This is a genomic window from Variovorax sp. PAMC26660 (genome assembly GCF_014302995.1).
Classification (GTDB): domain Bacteria; phylum Pseudomonadota; class Gammaproteobacteria; order Burkholderiales; family Burkholderiaceae_C; genus Variovorax.
In genome coordinates, this window is the sequence record NZ_CP060295.1 from 4,591,931 (window position 1) to 4,605,246 (window position 13,316).

Annotated in this window: 10 protein-coding genes and 2 pseudogenes; 9 read left to right on the plus strand and 3 right to left on the minus strand. The window is 64.2% G+C overall.

Annotation, left to right across the window (positions count from 1 at the left end):
* Positions 1 to 18 precede the first annotated feature (18 nt).
* On the minus strand, positions 19 to 933 hold the full coding sequence (locus H7F35_RS21520; protein WP_187108615.1) for a LysR family transcriptional regulator: 915 nt from the start codon (positions 931 to 933) through the stop codon (positions 19 to 21).
* A 379-nt stretch (positions 934 to 1,312) separates the two neighbouring features.
* On the opposite strand from H7F35_RS21520, the gene H7F35_RS21525 reads away from it, so the two are divergent.
* From H7F35_RS21525 to cpaB, 7 genes and pseudogenes are all read left to right on the plus strand, one after another.
* A complete protein-coding gene (locus H7F35_RS21525) occupies positions 1,313 to 1,573 on the plus strand; it encodes a LysR family transcriptional regulator (RefSeq protein ID WP_261803298.1) in 261 nt (86 codons plus the stop codon).
* Positions 1,574 to 2,080: 507 nt separating this feature from the next.
* Positions 2,081 to 2,833, plus strand: coding sequence for a TIGR04325 family methyltransferase (locus H7F35_RS21530; protein ID WP_187108617.1), 753 nt, complete (start codon positions 2,081 to 2,083; stop codon positions 2,831 to 2,833).
* 30 nt (positions 2,834 to 2,863) lie between these two features.
* Positions 2,864 to 3,886: an alpha/beta fold hydrolase gene (locus H7F35_RS21535; protein WP_187108618.1), complete on the plus strand. Its 1,023-nt coding sequence runs from the start codon at positions 2,864 to 2,866 to the stop codon at positions 3,884 to 3,886.
* Positions 3,887 to 4,229: 343 nt separating this feature from the next.
* Entirely contained in the window at positions 4,230 to 7,268 is a 3,039-nt protein-coding gene (locus H7F35_RS21540; protein ID WP_187108619.1) for an autotransporter outer membrane beta-barrel domain-containing protein, read from the plus strand.
* A gap of 460 nt (positions 7,269 to 7,728) precedes the next feature.
* Complete coding sequence (locus H7F35_RS21545; protein ID WP_187108620.1) at positions 7,729 to 7,875, plus strand: hypothetical protein; 147 nt, start codon at positions 7,729 to 7,731, stop codon at positions 7,873 to 7,875.
* Positions 7,876 to 7,891: 16 nt separating this feature from the next.
* The gene (locus H7F35_RS21550; protein WP_187108621.1) at positions 7,892 to 8,476 is read left to right on the plus strand and encodes a prepilin peptidase; all 585 of its coding nucleotides are present in this window, start codon (positions 7,892 to 7,894) and stop codon (positions 8,474 to 8,476) included.
* A gap of 33 nt (positions 8,477 to 8,509) precedes the next feature.
* Positions 8,510 to 9,133, plus strand: a pseudogene (cpaB, locus tag H7F35_RS21555) (Flp pilus assembly protein CpaB); the annotation flags it as partial.
* Here cpaB and H7F35_RS21560 read toward each other — a convergent pair.
* Together H7F35_RS21560 and H7F35_RS21565 are read right to left on the minus strand one after the other, a co-directional pair.
* Positions 9,095 to 9,670 (minus strand): annotated as a pseudogene (locus tag H7F35_RS21560) (IS5 family transposase); the annotation flags it as partial. The pseudogenes cpaB and H7F35_RS21560 sit on opposite strands and share 39 nt — an antisense overlap.
* Before the next feature lie 218 nt (positions 9,671 to 9,888).
* Positions 9,889 to 10,641, minus strand: a complete 753-nt coding sequence (locus H7F35_RS21565; RefSeq protein ID WP_187108622.1) for a FadR/GntR family transcriptional regulator — start codon at positions 10,639 to 10,641, stop codon at positions 9,889 to 9,891.
* 92 nt (positions 10,642 to 10,733) lie between these two features.
* Between H7F35_RS21565 and H7F35_RS21570 the strand changes: the two genes are divergently transcribed.
* Together H7F35_RS21570 and H7F35_RS21575 are read left to right on the plus strand one after the other, a co-directional pair.
* Positions 10,734 to 11,420, plus strand: a complete 687-nt coding sequence (locus tag H7F35_RS21570; protein WP_187108623.1) for an RraA family protein — start codon at positions 10,734 to 10,736, stop codon at positions 11,418 to 11,420.
* 159 nt (positions 11,421 to 11,579) lie between these two features.
* Positions 11,580 to 13,295, plus strand: a complete 1,716-nt coding sequence (locus H7F35_RS21575) for an IlvD/Edd family dehydratase (RefSeq protein ID WP_187108624.1) — start codon at positions 11,580 to 11,582, stop codon at positions 13,293 to 13,295.
* Positions 13,296 to 13,316 lie beyond the last annotated feature (21 nt).

The following is a 13,316-nucleotide window of genomic DNA, read 5'->3' on the forward strand; positions in this document are numbered from 1 at the left end:
TTGCACACGGCGCACGAATCACACGGCGATCATCGGCGTGGTGACATGCTGTTTCTTGACGAAGTCGATGAACGCCCGAACCCTGTGGGGCACGTAGGCGCGGGAGGTATGGAGCAGCCAGATCGAGTTGTCGAAGTCGGTAGGCGTCGCTTCCTGCTCCGGAAAAAGATCGATCATTCGGCCTGCCGCGAGGTCGGAGCCGACGAGCCAATCCGGAAGCAGTGCCGGACCCAGGTCGGCCAGGACTGCGCGATGCAGAGCCAGCGAGTTGGACATCATCAGTTTGCCTCCGACATCCACGACGTCGATTGCGCCGGTGGAGCTGCGAAATTTCCATTGCGTGCGATAGCCGGGCAGGGGGCATCGAAGGCAGTCGCGTGCCGCGAGATCGGCCGGGATGCGTGGAGCTCCGTGCAACTGAAGGTACGCCGGGCTTGCGCAGACGTGATAGCGAATTCTCGTAAGACGCACGCCAACCAGAGAGCTGTCGACCGCTTGCCTCAGGCGCAGCGCCACATCGACGCGCTCGGCCACGAGATCGACCACCGAGTCGGTCAGCAGCAGGTCGATTTCTAGCGCTGGATACGCCTTGCACAGCGCGGGGAGCATAGGAACGATGACGGTGTGGCCATAACTCACCGACGCGGTCACCCGGACCACGCCTTCGGGTTGCCCCGCCAGGTCGCGCGCCTCGTCGCTGGCCCGCTGGAGGCCCTTAAGCAAGCTCGATACGCTCTCGTGGTACGCCGCACCGGCTTCTGTCAACGCAAGGCGGCGGGTTGTCCGCTCCAGCAGTCGTACGCCCAGATCCTTCTCGAGTGCTGCGACGGCTCGCGTGACCGCCGACGGATCGGAATCGAGCAGGCGGGCAGCGGACGCGAAACTGCCCAGCCGAACGACCTCGACAAAGGTTCTGAGTTGTTCAGTGTCCATGAGGATGCATCCTGCACGACGCCGGGTTGACTTGGCGAAGAGATTATTGCGATTTTTCCAATGATCTATTGCATAGAGTGACGGACTTCGGCCGATACGGGAAACGACCGACCAAATTTCGGCGATACGTTGGTGACCGCGAAATGCCATGTCACAGCATCGTGCGCAATATGCCCTGCGTCGGCAAAAAAAGGCCACCTAGGCTTGACCTCGAAGTCCCCCTCGCTGATGTCGCGGAAGCCAGCCGACCCAGCCGCATCGTGGGCCACTACTGTCCTTGCTATGCAGCCCAACGATCACCAACTCCGAGTCTTCCTGGCCGTGGCGCGCAGGCTCCTTGCGCGTAGCGGCAGACATGCTCGGCGTGACACAGCCGACCTTGAGCAAGCAAATGGCGGCACTGGAGCAGACGCTCGGTGCGCGGCTGTTTCGCCGCAACGGCTGCGGCATGGCGCTCACGGATCGAGGGCAACAGCTGTTTCGCACCATGAACCACAGCTACGGCATCGTGGATGCGGCGTACGGCGCCGCGGCGGCATCGCCGGGGCGTTTGTCGATCGCCACCGTGAACACCTTGGCGGCCTATCTGCTGCCCGACGCCATGGTACGTCTCGCAATGCTGCCCAAGCGTCACTGGTAGCATGATGACAGCCAGTTCGCCCGAGGTGGTTGAGCGCGTGGAGCGCGGCTATTGCGAACTGGGATTGGTGTACGACTCGGCCGTCGACTCCGATGCCTTCGCGGTTCGTCGCATACGCATTTGTCGAGCGCGAATCCCAATGAATCGCCAGTACCTCGAGTACATCCCGGAGATAGGAGCCCCAGCCGCGAATAGCCATCATGGGCAGCAGCACCTACTGCACAAACAGCCCGGATGTAAGGCAGCAAACCCTTCAAGCCATCGCGATGTAGAAACTTGTTCTCCTTGGGCGGACCATGTAAGGCGATTCACTCCCTCCGATCACGCAACGTCGAGCACTTCAGCGTGGCCAAAATCCGCGAGTTCCCAGCCTCTGGTCGTGCACTCGCGACGATCGCCCCGTTTGGTAGGTAACCCCCAGTGGGTAACTGCCCCTGCGGCGCAGGGCTTTGCATCTTGAATGCCTGAATCGGTCTGCACAATAGTCGGTGCCACCGGAGAACGAAAATGCTTTTGAGCCGACTGGAAAGTGCCTACAGGCGCAAGTTTCTGGACAACCAGGACGAAAACCTGTTCATGGGCTCATTCGTGAGCTTCGTGGCGGCTGAGGACAGTGCCCCCTCCACCAAACCCATCGGCTACGACAACGCCGAGGCGGCCAAGCTCTACAGCCCGCAGATATATTTCTACGACTATCCGGGCGTCTTCTGGCTGGGTCGCTCGATCGAGGCCGGACTGACACGCGTATTCGACCTTGGCGGGCACGTCGGCATCAAGTACTACGCCTTCCGCCGGGTCATCAATTACCCCGAGAACCTGCACTGGACGGTGTGCGACGTGCCCGGCGTGGTCGCAAGCGGGCGAGAACTCGCCAAGCAACGGGAGGTGGCCGCGCAACTCGACTTCACCACCGACTATCGCGACGCGAGCGGCGTCGATGTGCTCTATGCATCGGGCAGTCTGCAGTACCTGCCGAAGCGGATCGACGCCATCCTGTCCGAACTGGCTGTGAAGCCGAAGCGCATCATTCTCAACACCACGGCCGTGCATCCCGAGCGCACGATCTACACGCTCAACAGCATCGGGGTGGCGGTGTGCCCCTACCGCATCGAGCACCACGACGAACTGATGGCCGAGCTGATGCGCTCCGGCTACAAAAAACGCGACAGCTGGCGCAATGAGGGCAAGCCGATCGAGGTGCCCTTTGTCGACGGTGGCGACAAACCTTACTACGCGGGTTGTTGCTTCGACCTTGCCTGAGTGCCCGTCAAGCAGCGCCGGCGCGCGCATGTGAAAAACTTCAAGCGATGGACGGTACGCATCTGCACGGCGAGCGCGGCGCTTGGCGTTCTGGTCGCGGTGGCCGGTGCCATCTACGAGCGCATCGGCCAGGGCCGAGCCGCGCGTGATTTCCCTCCACCCGGCAAGATGGTCGACATAGGAGGCCGCAGGATTCAGCTGGATTGCCGGGGTACGGGCTCGCCCACCGTGGTACTCGAGGCAGGATTGAGCATCGACGGCTCGCTGAGCTGGTCGTCGGTACAGGGGCCCATCGCCCGGCATACCCGCACATGCGCATACAGCCGGGCGGGGATGATGTGGAGCGATCCTGCGAGCAGCCCTCCGAGTTTCGAACGTGTTGCACACGACCTGCGCGCCGCGTTGACCAATGCAGGAGAAGCTGGCCCGCTGGTGCTGGTCGGCCAATCGGCGGGCGGGCCCTATGCCATGGCCTACACGAGGTACTTTGGTGCCGAGGTGGCAGGCCTTGTCTTTGTCGATCCCTCTCATCCAGAGCAGGTCGAGCGCGTCGCCGCCTTGATGACGGAGTCTCGCTCCACTTTCTCTCGCATCGCGGTGGCGCTCGCACGGATGGGCGTTCTTCGCGCGGCAGCACCCTTGTTGGCGCCACCAACGCCGTATCACACGGCGCACGATACACAAGCCATCCGCGCCTATGCTCCCGTGTCTTTCAGCACCCAACTGGCGGAGAACGACGAGCTGGACCGCACGCTCCCCGAGGCGGATGGTTTTCGCGAGCTGGGCGATCGTCCGCTCGTGGTGCTGACCGCGATGGCGCCGTACTCGGAGGCGGAACTCAGGGGAATGAGGATCACGCCCGAGCAAGGCAAACAGGTGCAGGCCATCTGGATGCAGATGCACGAAGAAGAGGCGAGCTGGTCCTCGAGAGGTCGGCACGTAGTGCTGGCCAAGGCGGGCCACGACATCCAATTCGATGACCCCGATGCTGTTGTCGATGCCGTGCTGTCTGTCGTTGACAGCGTTCGCGGGGACACGCGGAGTGAACCCTGAAGGCTGCGGTTCAACCAGCCCTGAACTGGCTTTGGCAGGGGTGGGACGCCCGTCCGTCAAACACCTTTGCATCTGGCGGGAAATACAAATTACATCTCGATGCAGTCCGGTGAAGTCGGACATCACATGGCGCGGTCGAGGGGCACGGCACGATCTGGCCGCGACCGAACGCGCCTCTTTGAGGGTACTCAGTTTCAGGCATTTCGCCGTGTTGTACGCGTTCTTACATTGAGGCTTGTGATTTGAAATCGACTGCATCTGCAGGCCTCCAAGGCGCGCGGGTGCACGCGAGCGACTGCCTCGATGAAGCCACGAACAAGGACAACGACACAAAGGGAAAGCCATGAACAAGACATTCCGGACACTTTGGAATCTCACGCTCGACACCTGGGTGGCAGCTCCCGAGATCGCCCGAGGCCATGCCCGATCGACCAGCGTGAGTGGAGGGTGTGCGGGCGCGCTGGGGGGACTACGGGGCGTCGCTGTGGCGGCGCTGTTTCTGGCGGCCGGCGGTGCAGGAGGCCAGCCCGTCGGTGACCCGACACTGCACGCAGGCGCGGGTGGCAGCGATGGCAGCGGCGGTGGTGGCGGGCTCAATGACACTACCGTCAATGCGCAAGGGGGCGCCGGCGGATCGTCGACCGCAGCCGGCGCGACGGCGGGGGCGGCCGCCAGCATCGGGTCATTTGCCGGCGCTACCGCGGGCGCAGGCGGTGCGGCTGGCGCGTCCAGCAGCGTCGTTGGCCCCGGTGCGCTGCAGGGAGATGCCGGCGGCGCGGGAGGGTCTCAGACCGGCGATGCCAGCAATGGCAATGGATATGGCGGCGGTGGCGGAGGTGGACACGTGGGGTCCTCCATCAATCCCGGCGCCACTTCATCGAGCGGCAGCTCTACAGGCGGCAACGCAGGCGCAGGTGGCAACGGATATTGGGCTGCGGGTGGTGGCGGTGCCGGCGGTTATGGGGCGACGCTGATCGCCCCGCTCGGCAATTACTCTTCCTCTGGCGCTTCCACAGGTGGGACCGGTGGCAAAGGGGGAGACGCCTTTTCGCAGGCCGGCGGCGGTGGCAGTGGTGGCGGTGGATTCTTCATGAACGTCACGGCGCCCGGTCTCACGCTCACCAACGGCGGCACCTTTGCCGGTGGCGCTGGTGGAGCCGGCGGGTCCGAGCTGTTGCCGGCCCGCAGTAACGCATCGGGCGGCGGCGGCGGGGCCGGCGGCCACGGCGTCACCTTGGCCGGCAGCGCTGTGACCGTGACCAACACGGGCCAGATCGCAGGCGGGGCCGGGGGCGCTGGCGGCGCCGGAGGAGGCGGCTTGGGTGGCACTGGCATGCCGGGTGGCGGTGGTGACGGTGGCGTCGGCCTGTGGTCTACAGGCACGGGGGTCACGATCACCAACAGCGGGACCATCGCAGGTGGCGCCGGCGGCATTGGCGGGACCAACAGCAACGGTGGCCCGCGCGGCGCCAACGGTGCCGGTGGCGCGGGCGTGATGGGCGCCAACATGAACGTCACCAACAGCGGCGCGATCTCCGGTGGTCTTGGCGGCGACGGTGTCACCCGCGCCTCGGCCGTGGAATTCATCGGCGGCAGCAACAGCCTGACCTTGAACGCCGGCTCGTCGCTGTCGGGTGCCATTGCCATCGACAGCGGTGCCAGCGCCAGCGTCATCGCCGGGTCCGATGGCCTGAGCCTGGCCAATCCCCTGCGGCTGGACGGCACGGGCACCATCAATACCAACGGCTACAGCATGAGTTGGTCAGGCCCTCTCTCGGGCGGCGGCGGCTTGGTGAAAGCTGGCGCAGGCACCCTGACCCTCAGCGGCATCAACACCTACATTGGCAGCACCACTGTCGCCGCCGGCACATTGCGCGCCGGTGCGGCCAACACGCTCAGCAGCGTCAGCGCCTTCACAGTCGCTGCAGGCGGCGTGCTGGACCTGGCCGGCAACAATCAGGTCATTGCGTCAATGACCAACAGTGGCACTGTTTCGCTCCCCGGAAGCGTGCCTGGCACAACCCTCACGGTCAACGGGCCGTGGGTCGGCAGCGGTGGCACGCTGCGACTGGGAACGGTGCTGGGTGGAAGCGCGAGCACGAGCGACAGACTGATCCTCGACGGCCCCACGGCCATCGCCAGCGGCAGGACCAGCGTGCAGATCACCAACCTCGGTGGCCTGGGCGCGCTGACCAGCGGCAACGGCATCGAGATCATCACCGCGCAGAACGGTGCGACCACGACCGCGCAGACGACCAAGGACGCGTTCTCGCTGGCTGGCGGCCATGTCGATGCAGGCGCCTACGAGTACAGGTTGAATGCAGCAGATGCCAACGGTGCAGGCGAGAACTGGTACCTGCGCTCCACCATCAACGCAGTGTCTCCGAGCGACCCGGCTGGTGTGCCGGTCATCACCTACCGGCCCGAGGCGGCGCTCTACGCAGCACTGCCGAACCAACTGCGCCAGGGCAACCTCGCGATGCTGGGCGATCTGCGCAAGCGCGTGGGCGACGACGATGTGAAGGGCGCAGCCACTGCACCGACCGGTTCGGACCGCCGCGCCTGGGCCCGCGTGCTGTCCACCGACATCGACATCCGGCAGGGCGGCTCCGTCTCGCCCACCAGCAAGGGACGCCTGACCGGCTTCCAGGCGGGCACCGACCTGCTGGTCGTGCCGAACTGGCGCGCAGGCGTCTACGTCGGCCAGCTCGACGGCGATGCACGCGTCAACGGCTTTGCCAGCGGCGTGAGCAACCTGGGCGTGGGCCGCAACGACCTGCGCAGCCAGTACCTGGGCGTGTACGGCACCTACACCAGCGACAGCGGCTTCTATGCCGATGCCGTGGTGCAGGCGGGCCGTCACCGCTACACGGTGGAGCCGCTCCTGAGCTTCGGCGCGAGCGGCAAGGGCAGCAGCCTGCTGGCGTCCATCGAAGTGGGCCAGTCCTTCGCGCTGGGCGGCAGTGGCTGGAGCATCGAGCCGCAGCTGCAGCTCATCCACCAGCACCTGAACCTGGACAGCTCGCTGATCACTGGCGCCGTGGTTCAGCCGAAGGCGGACAGCGGCTGGATCGCCCGTGCGGGCGTTCGGATCAAGGGCGAGATCGACACCAGCATGGGCAAGCTGCAGCCGTATGGCCGCATCAACGTCTACAAGACCTCGAGCGGCACGGATGTCGCACGCTTCATGAACGGAGCGAGCGTCACCGACATCACCGCGCCCGTGGGGGGCACGAGCACCGAGCTGGCAGGCGGCTTCACGCTGGCGCTGAACCAGACGACCAGCCTGTACGGCGAAGTCGGCAAGCTGTGGTCCTCGGGTGGCAACACCAAGGTCAGGAGCGGGATCAACGCCTCGTTGGGCCTGCGCGTGAAGTGGTGAAGGGCTGAGAGGGCTGAGAGGGGCGTGGATGCGCAACATCCACGCAACCCGCGAAGCGGCCACTTGAGGTCGAGTTCGCCTCCGGGCACGGCAGATCGATGCCATGTTCTCGTGCCCCGGCGCGCAAGTGCAAGGCACGGGTGCACAAGCGCAGAACTTCTCTTTCCCGGTATTGGCCATACCGCGTCCTGGTCGATGCTTGATGGGGTCGCTCATCTTCGACATGTCCCACGCAACTGCGAAGCCCTCAACCATCCCCACGTGCGCTCGCACCATTCGGGATATGCACTTTGTCATGGCCGCACATGGGAGGAGGTAGGGCATTTGACTCCCCCGCAAAGGGGCGCTTCGCTCATGTGCGAAGGCGATGCGACTCCTAAAGTCATCCCCAGGCCGAACGCTTCTGCACACATCGGGCAGACAAGCGGTTCCGGCCGGTCACGACAACCGGGGAACACGCATGGAACCGTTCACACTGCTGCCGAGAACCTTCATGAACCTGCTGCGGGAAGACGCAGGCATGTCGTTCATGGAGTTCGCTCTGATCGGCGCTCTGGTGACGGTCGTGTGCCTGCTCCTGCTGCTTGCCATCCGGCGCAGCGCCTGAACCCACGGAGCCGACCATGCAAGAACTCGATTCCGCTCTCGAACTGCTGGCAATGCTGGCTACAGACGTTCGAATGCTCGCGCTCGTCGCGCTGCTTGGGGTGGCCGCCGTCAGCGACTGGCGTTCCTATCGCATTCCCAACTGGCTGACCTTCGGCGGCGCGTTCTTCGCGCTCGTCTACGGGACGCTCGCCGCCCGCACACCGTCCGCAGGCGCACTGAGCGTGTTCGGCGGGCTTGGCGTGGGCTTCATCGCGATGCTGCCGTTCTATGCGTTGGGATTGATGGGGGCGGGCGACGTGAAGCTCATGGCCATGGCAGGTGCATTCATCGGCCCGCAGCAGACGCTGGTGGCGGTGCTCTTCACCTTCATTGCCGGCGGCATGGCGGCGCTGGCGTTCGCCATCCATCGCCGGCGCCTTTCGCACATGTTGGCCAACGTCAAGACCGCGGCACAGGGCATGGCGATCTCCAGCATGGCGGGCATCCGTCCCACGGGACACGTTCACATGGCTCAGTCCGTGGGGAAGCTGCCCTATGGCATCTGTATCGCGGCGGGCACGGTGGTCGAAGTGCTTGCTCATCAGCTGGGCTACGTCTAGCCCTCTCATCTTTCACTTGCGACGGAGGTTCGTATGAAGAACATCAAGGCGATCGGGCTGATCCTTCTGGCCCTTCTGGCCCTTCTGACGGGGCTGGCGGCCGCGGTCTACGCGGCCGGATGGATCTCCCGGCAAAGCGGCATCGCGTCCAACAAGGTCGTGGTGGCCGCGGTCGACATCGAACTGGGCAGCCGCGTCAATGCGCAGATGCTGTCCACGGTCGACTGGCCCAGCGGCTCCGTGCCGAACGGCTCGTTCAGTGACATCAAGGCGCTGGACGACCGCGTTGTGAAGGTCGGCGTGCTGCGCGGCGAAGCGATCATGGAAGGCAAGCTGGCACCCGTGGGCATCCAGGGCGGGTTGTCGGCGGTGATCGCCAGCGGCAAGCGGGCCATGACGGTGCGCGTCAACGACGTGGTCGGCGTCGCCGGCTTCGCGCTGCCGGGCAACTATGTCGACGTGATGGTCAACGCCCAGCAGGACAAGAGCCGTGGCGAGCAAGCGTCGCAGATCAGCAAGACCGTGCTCGAGAAAGTGCTGGTGCTGGCGGTGGCGCAGGAGGCCAACCGCGACGACACCAAGCCCAAGGTCGTCAGCGCCGTGACGCTCGAACTCTCGCTCGAGGATTCGGAAAAGCTCGACCTGGCGGCGCTTGTACATGGCGCGGTCGTATTCCCACGGCTCGACGCGAGTGCGCAGTGGCGGGACGACAGGGATAAAGCCCAAGTCAAGCGCAAGCTGCCGAGTCTCGTTGCCTTCATAGGCGCGATCCATGAGCAGATGCAGCGGCCGATTCGGCGCGCCCAAGCGCCTGAGCAACTCGCGACCTTCGGGTGCATCGTGCGCCTGGCCTGGCGACAACGAGAGCGTTACGGCCGTGCGCGCGTCCGCGGCGAGAAGGTGGATCTTGGTGTTCCATCCGCCGCGGGACTTGCCGATAGCTTGCGGACCGTTTTTTTCGAGCGCCTGTGCCATCGGGATTCACCTTGACGCTGGTGCTGTCCAACGACACGGCTTCGATCTTGATCTGCACCACTTGTGCGCGAGCTGTAGCTGCGCGAAGGCTCTGTCCAGGACGCCAGACTTGGCCCAGCGATTCATGCGCGTGTAGATGGTGTGCCAGTTGCCGAACCGCTTGGGCAGGCCTCGCCACTTGCACCCATGCTCGGCGACGTACAAGATGGCATTGAGTACTGCTGGCCAATGGTTTCGCCCCGAACCGCAACGGCGGCAACCAAGGGTTCCGGCGCAAGGCCGCATGACTCCTCGTCGACGCCGTTTCACATGGCCTTCGCTATGAGTAGATGCCACGACACTTGTGCCCCGTCCCGCCTGCTGGCTGCATGACTTGGCGAACATCGAAACGCGCCAGGGCCACCTCGCTTGTCTCGCAGTTGAACAGGGATCACCCGTCAGACTGCGGTTCTCATCCGCTTTGATCGACGCGCGACTGGCTCGCTCAATACGCGCAGCGCGCTTTCCATGTGCAGGCGCATGCATTCCGTTGCGCCCTCCGCATTGCCATTGCCGATCAACTCGACGAGCTCGGCGTGGCCATCTTGAACCTTCTGCAAACTCGCTTCTGTCTTTCGCTGTTCCATGCCTTGACGGGATTGCGACTCGAGCGAGGCCCGTACAGACCCGATCATCTGGAACAGCAACAGGTTTCCGCTTGCACGCGCAATCTCCAGATGCAACTCCGTATCGAGTGAGGCGTAGACGGAAGGTCGCCGCAGTTGTGCTTGCATCTGTATGACCAGATCGGACATCCGGGTCAATTGCGCCGGTGTACGCCGCTGGGCCGCCAGTGCTGCTGCACGGCCTTCGAGGCTTGCGCGCACGTCCATCAGGTCCTCCGTGGAATTTTCCAGAACCTGCAGTGCCCGAGAGAAGTAGATGCCGAGTGCCGAAGCATCCAGATCGCGCCGAACGATCGGACTCTTTCCGTTGGCGATCTCCACGACGCCCAACCCTTTCAGGGTTCTCAGCGCTTCCCGTATCACGGTGCGGCTGACGCCGAGTGACTCGCCCAGCCGCGCTTCCGAAGGCAGCGGCGCTCCGGGGCTCAGCTTTGCGTCCTGGATGTGCTGAAGAAGGCTTTGCACGGCCTGCTCCGCCAGCGAGTTTCGCTCCAATCTGCCAAGGACAAAGGGGTGTGCGGTCATGAATGGATTCTTTAACCTGTCATACAGGGGTACAGGTTGTCTTTACTGTAGCAGGCGCGTTCAATCCTCGTCTCTAAAGGAGACAAGAAGCAATGTGGAAAGACGATGACGAACTGTTTGGCTTGATGCGCACGCGCCTGTTCCCCGCCGTGGTCGGGGACATCCTGGACACGCTCGGGCTGATGCACCAATTTCTGCCGCCAGCCATCAAGCCGGTAGAGCGATCCATGGTCGTTGCGGGTCGCGCCATGCCCGTGCTGGAGACCAACTGCTTCTCGCGCTCCGAGCCGGAGGGCAAGTCGCCGCTGAGCCAGCAGGCGTTTGGCCTGCTTTTTCAGGCGCTCGACGACCTCGCGCCCAACGAGGTCTACGTTGCAACCGGATCGGCCCCGCAATTCGCGTTGTGGGGTGGGTTGATGACGACGCGTGCCATGCACCTGAAGGCGGCCGGCGCAGTCCTTGATGGCTATTCCCGCGACACGACAGAGGTGCTTGAACTGGGCCTGCCAGTCTTCTCGCTCGGTGGCTATTCCCAGGACCAGGGACCACGCGGCAAGGTGGTCGACTATCGAGTGCCTGTAGAGATCCAAGGCGTTCGGGTTCGCCCCGGTGACATCGTCTTTGGCGACCAGGATGGTGTGCTGATCATTCCTCGCGAGGCAGAGGTGGAGGCCATCAGCCTCGCGCTCGAGAAGGCTTCCACGGAAAGCAGTGTGCGCAAGGCCATTCAGAACGGCATGAGCACTGTCGAGGCATTCAACACATTCGGTGTGATGTAACGCGGGCGGGATTCAACGCCTCCTTGCCCAAGGGCTCCCCGAAGCGCGGCAACGCGCACAGATCCGCGCGCAGAACTTCCAGGTCTCAAGACGCAGTGCCTGCCTCGCCCCATCAAACAGGCTGGCAAGGCGGCGCACCCTTTCAAGACGAAAGCCATCATGACAAAAAAGCTTCGGTCCTCCGCCTGGTTTGCGGGTGACGACAAGGACGCCTTCATACATCGCAGCTGGATGAAGAACCGCGGGTTGCCCGATGACGCCTTCGATGGCCGTCCGGTCATCGGCATCTGCAACACCTTTTCGGAGTTCACGCCGTGCAACGCGCATTTTCGCGAGCTGGTGGAGCACGTGAAGCGGGGTGTGCTCGATGCAGGAGGTGTTCCCCTGGAGTTTCCGGTCTTTTCCTGCGGAGAGTCCAACCTGCGACCGACGGCCATGCTCTTTCGTAACCTCGCGTCGATGGACGTCGAGGAGGCGATCCGGGGCAATCCCATGGACGGCGTTGTCTTGATGGCCGGGTGCGACAAGACCACGCCTTCGCTGCTCATGGGCGCCTCGAGCTGCGACCTGCCGAGCATCGTGATCTCGGGTGGTCCCATGCTCAACGGAAAATTTCGCGGCAAGGACATCGGCTCCGGTACCGACGTCTGGCGATTCTCGGAGGATGTTCGCGCGGGAGTGATGAGTCGGGCCGATTTCATGGCGGCCGAGAGCGCGATGTCGCGCTCGCCCGGTCATTGCATGACCATGGGCACCGCCTCGACCATGGCTTCCATGGTCGAGGCACTGGGTGTGGCGCTGCCCGGCAATGCCGCGTACCCTGCGGTCGATGCGCGCCGATCGCGCCTGGCCCGGATGACAGGCCGGCGCATTGTCGAGATGGTCCACGAGGATCTGGTGCTGTCGCGCATCCTGACGCGTGAGGCGTTCGCCAACGCGATCCGCATCAATGGTGCGATCGGTGGCTCGACGAACGCCGTCGTGCATCTTCTGGCGATCGCGGGGCGAATCGGCACACCGCTCACACTGGAAGACTGGGATCGCTGGGGACAGGACATGCCCACCATCCTTGATCTGATGCCGTCCGGCCGCTTCCTCATGGAGGACTTCTGTTACGCAGGCGGCCTGCCGGCCCTCATGAAAGAAGTGGCTTCGGTGCTGGACCTCGGCGCGCTCACCGTGACGGGGCGCACTGTCGCAGAGAACATCGAGCCGGCGGAAAACTTCGACAAGGAAGTGATTCGGCCCGTCACGAAGCCGCTGACGCCAAATGGCGGCATCGCTGTACTTCGAGGCAACCTTGCGCCGGATGGCGCGATCATCAAGCCATCGGCGGCCTCGCCGGAACTCATGCGCCATCGCGGTCGCGCCGTGGTGTTCAACACGATCGAAGACTACAAGCGCCGTGTCGACGATCCCGCGCTGGACATCGACGAACACTGCGTGATGGTCCTGCGTAATTGCGGTCCGAAGGGGTACCCTGGCATGGCGGAAGTGGGCAACATGGCGCTCCCGCGCAAGCTGCTCGAGCGCGGCGTGCGGGACATGGTGAGGTTGTCTGATGCCCGCATGTCCGGCACCGCGTTCGGTACGGTGATCCTGCACGTCGCGCCGGAGGCGGCCGTCGGCGGTCCCCTGGCGTTGGTGAAAGACGGGGACGAAATCGAACTGGACGTACCGGCCCGAAGACTCCAGTTGCACGTCTCCGAGGAAGCGCTCGCGGCGCGCAGGGCGGCCTGGTCTGCGCCTGAGCCCGCCATGAAGGGTGGCTATCAGTCGCTCTATGTCGAACGAACGCTGCAGGCCGACAAGGGCGCGGATCTCGACTTCCTCGTGGGCTGCCGAGGCCATGCCGTGCCACGGGAGAGCCATTGAGCGCCGAGCGGAAGACGGCAA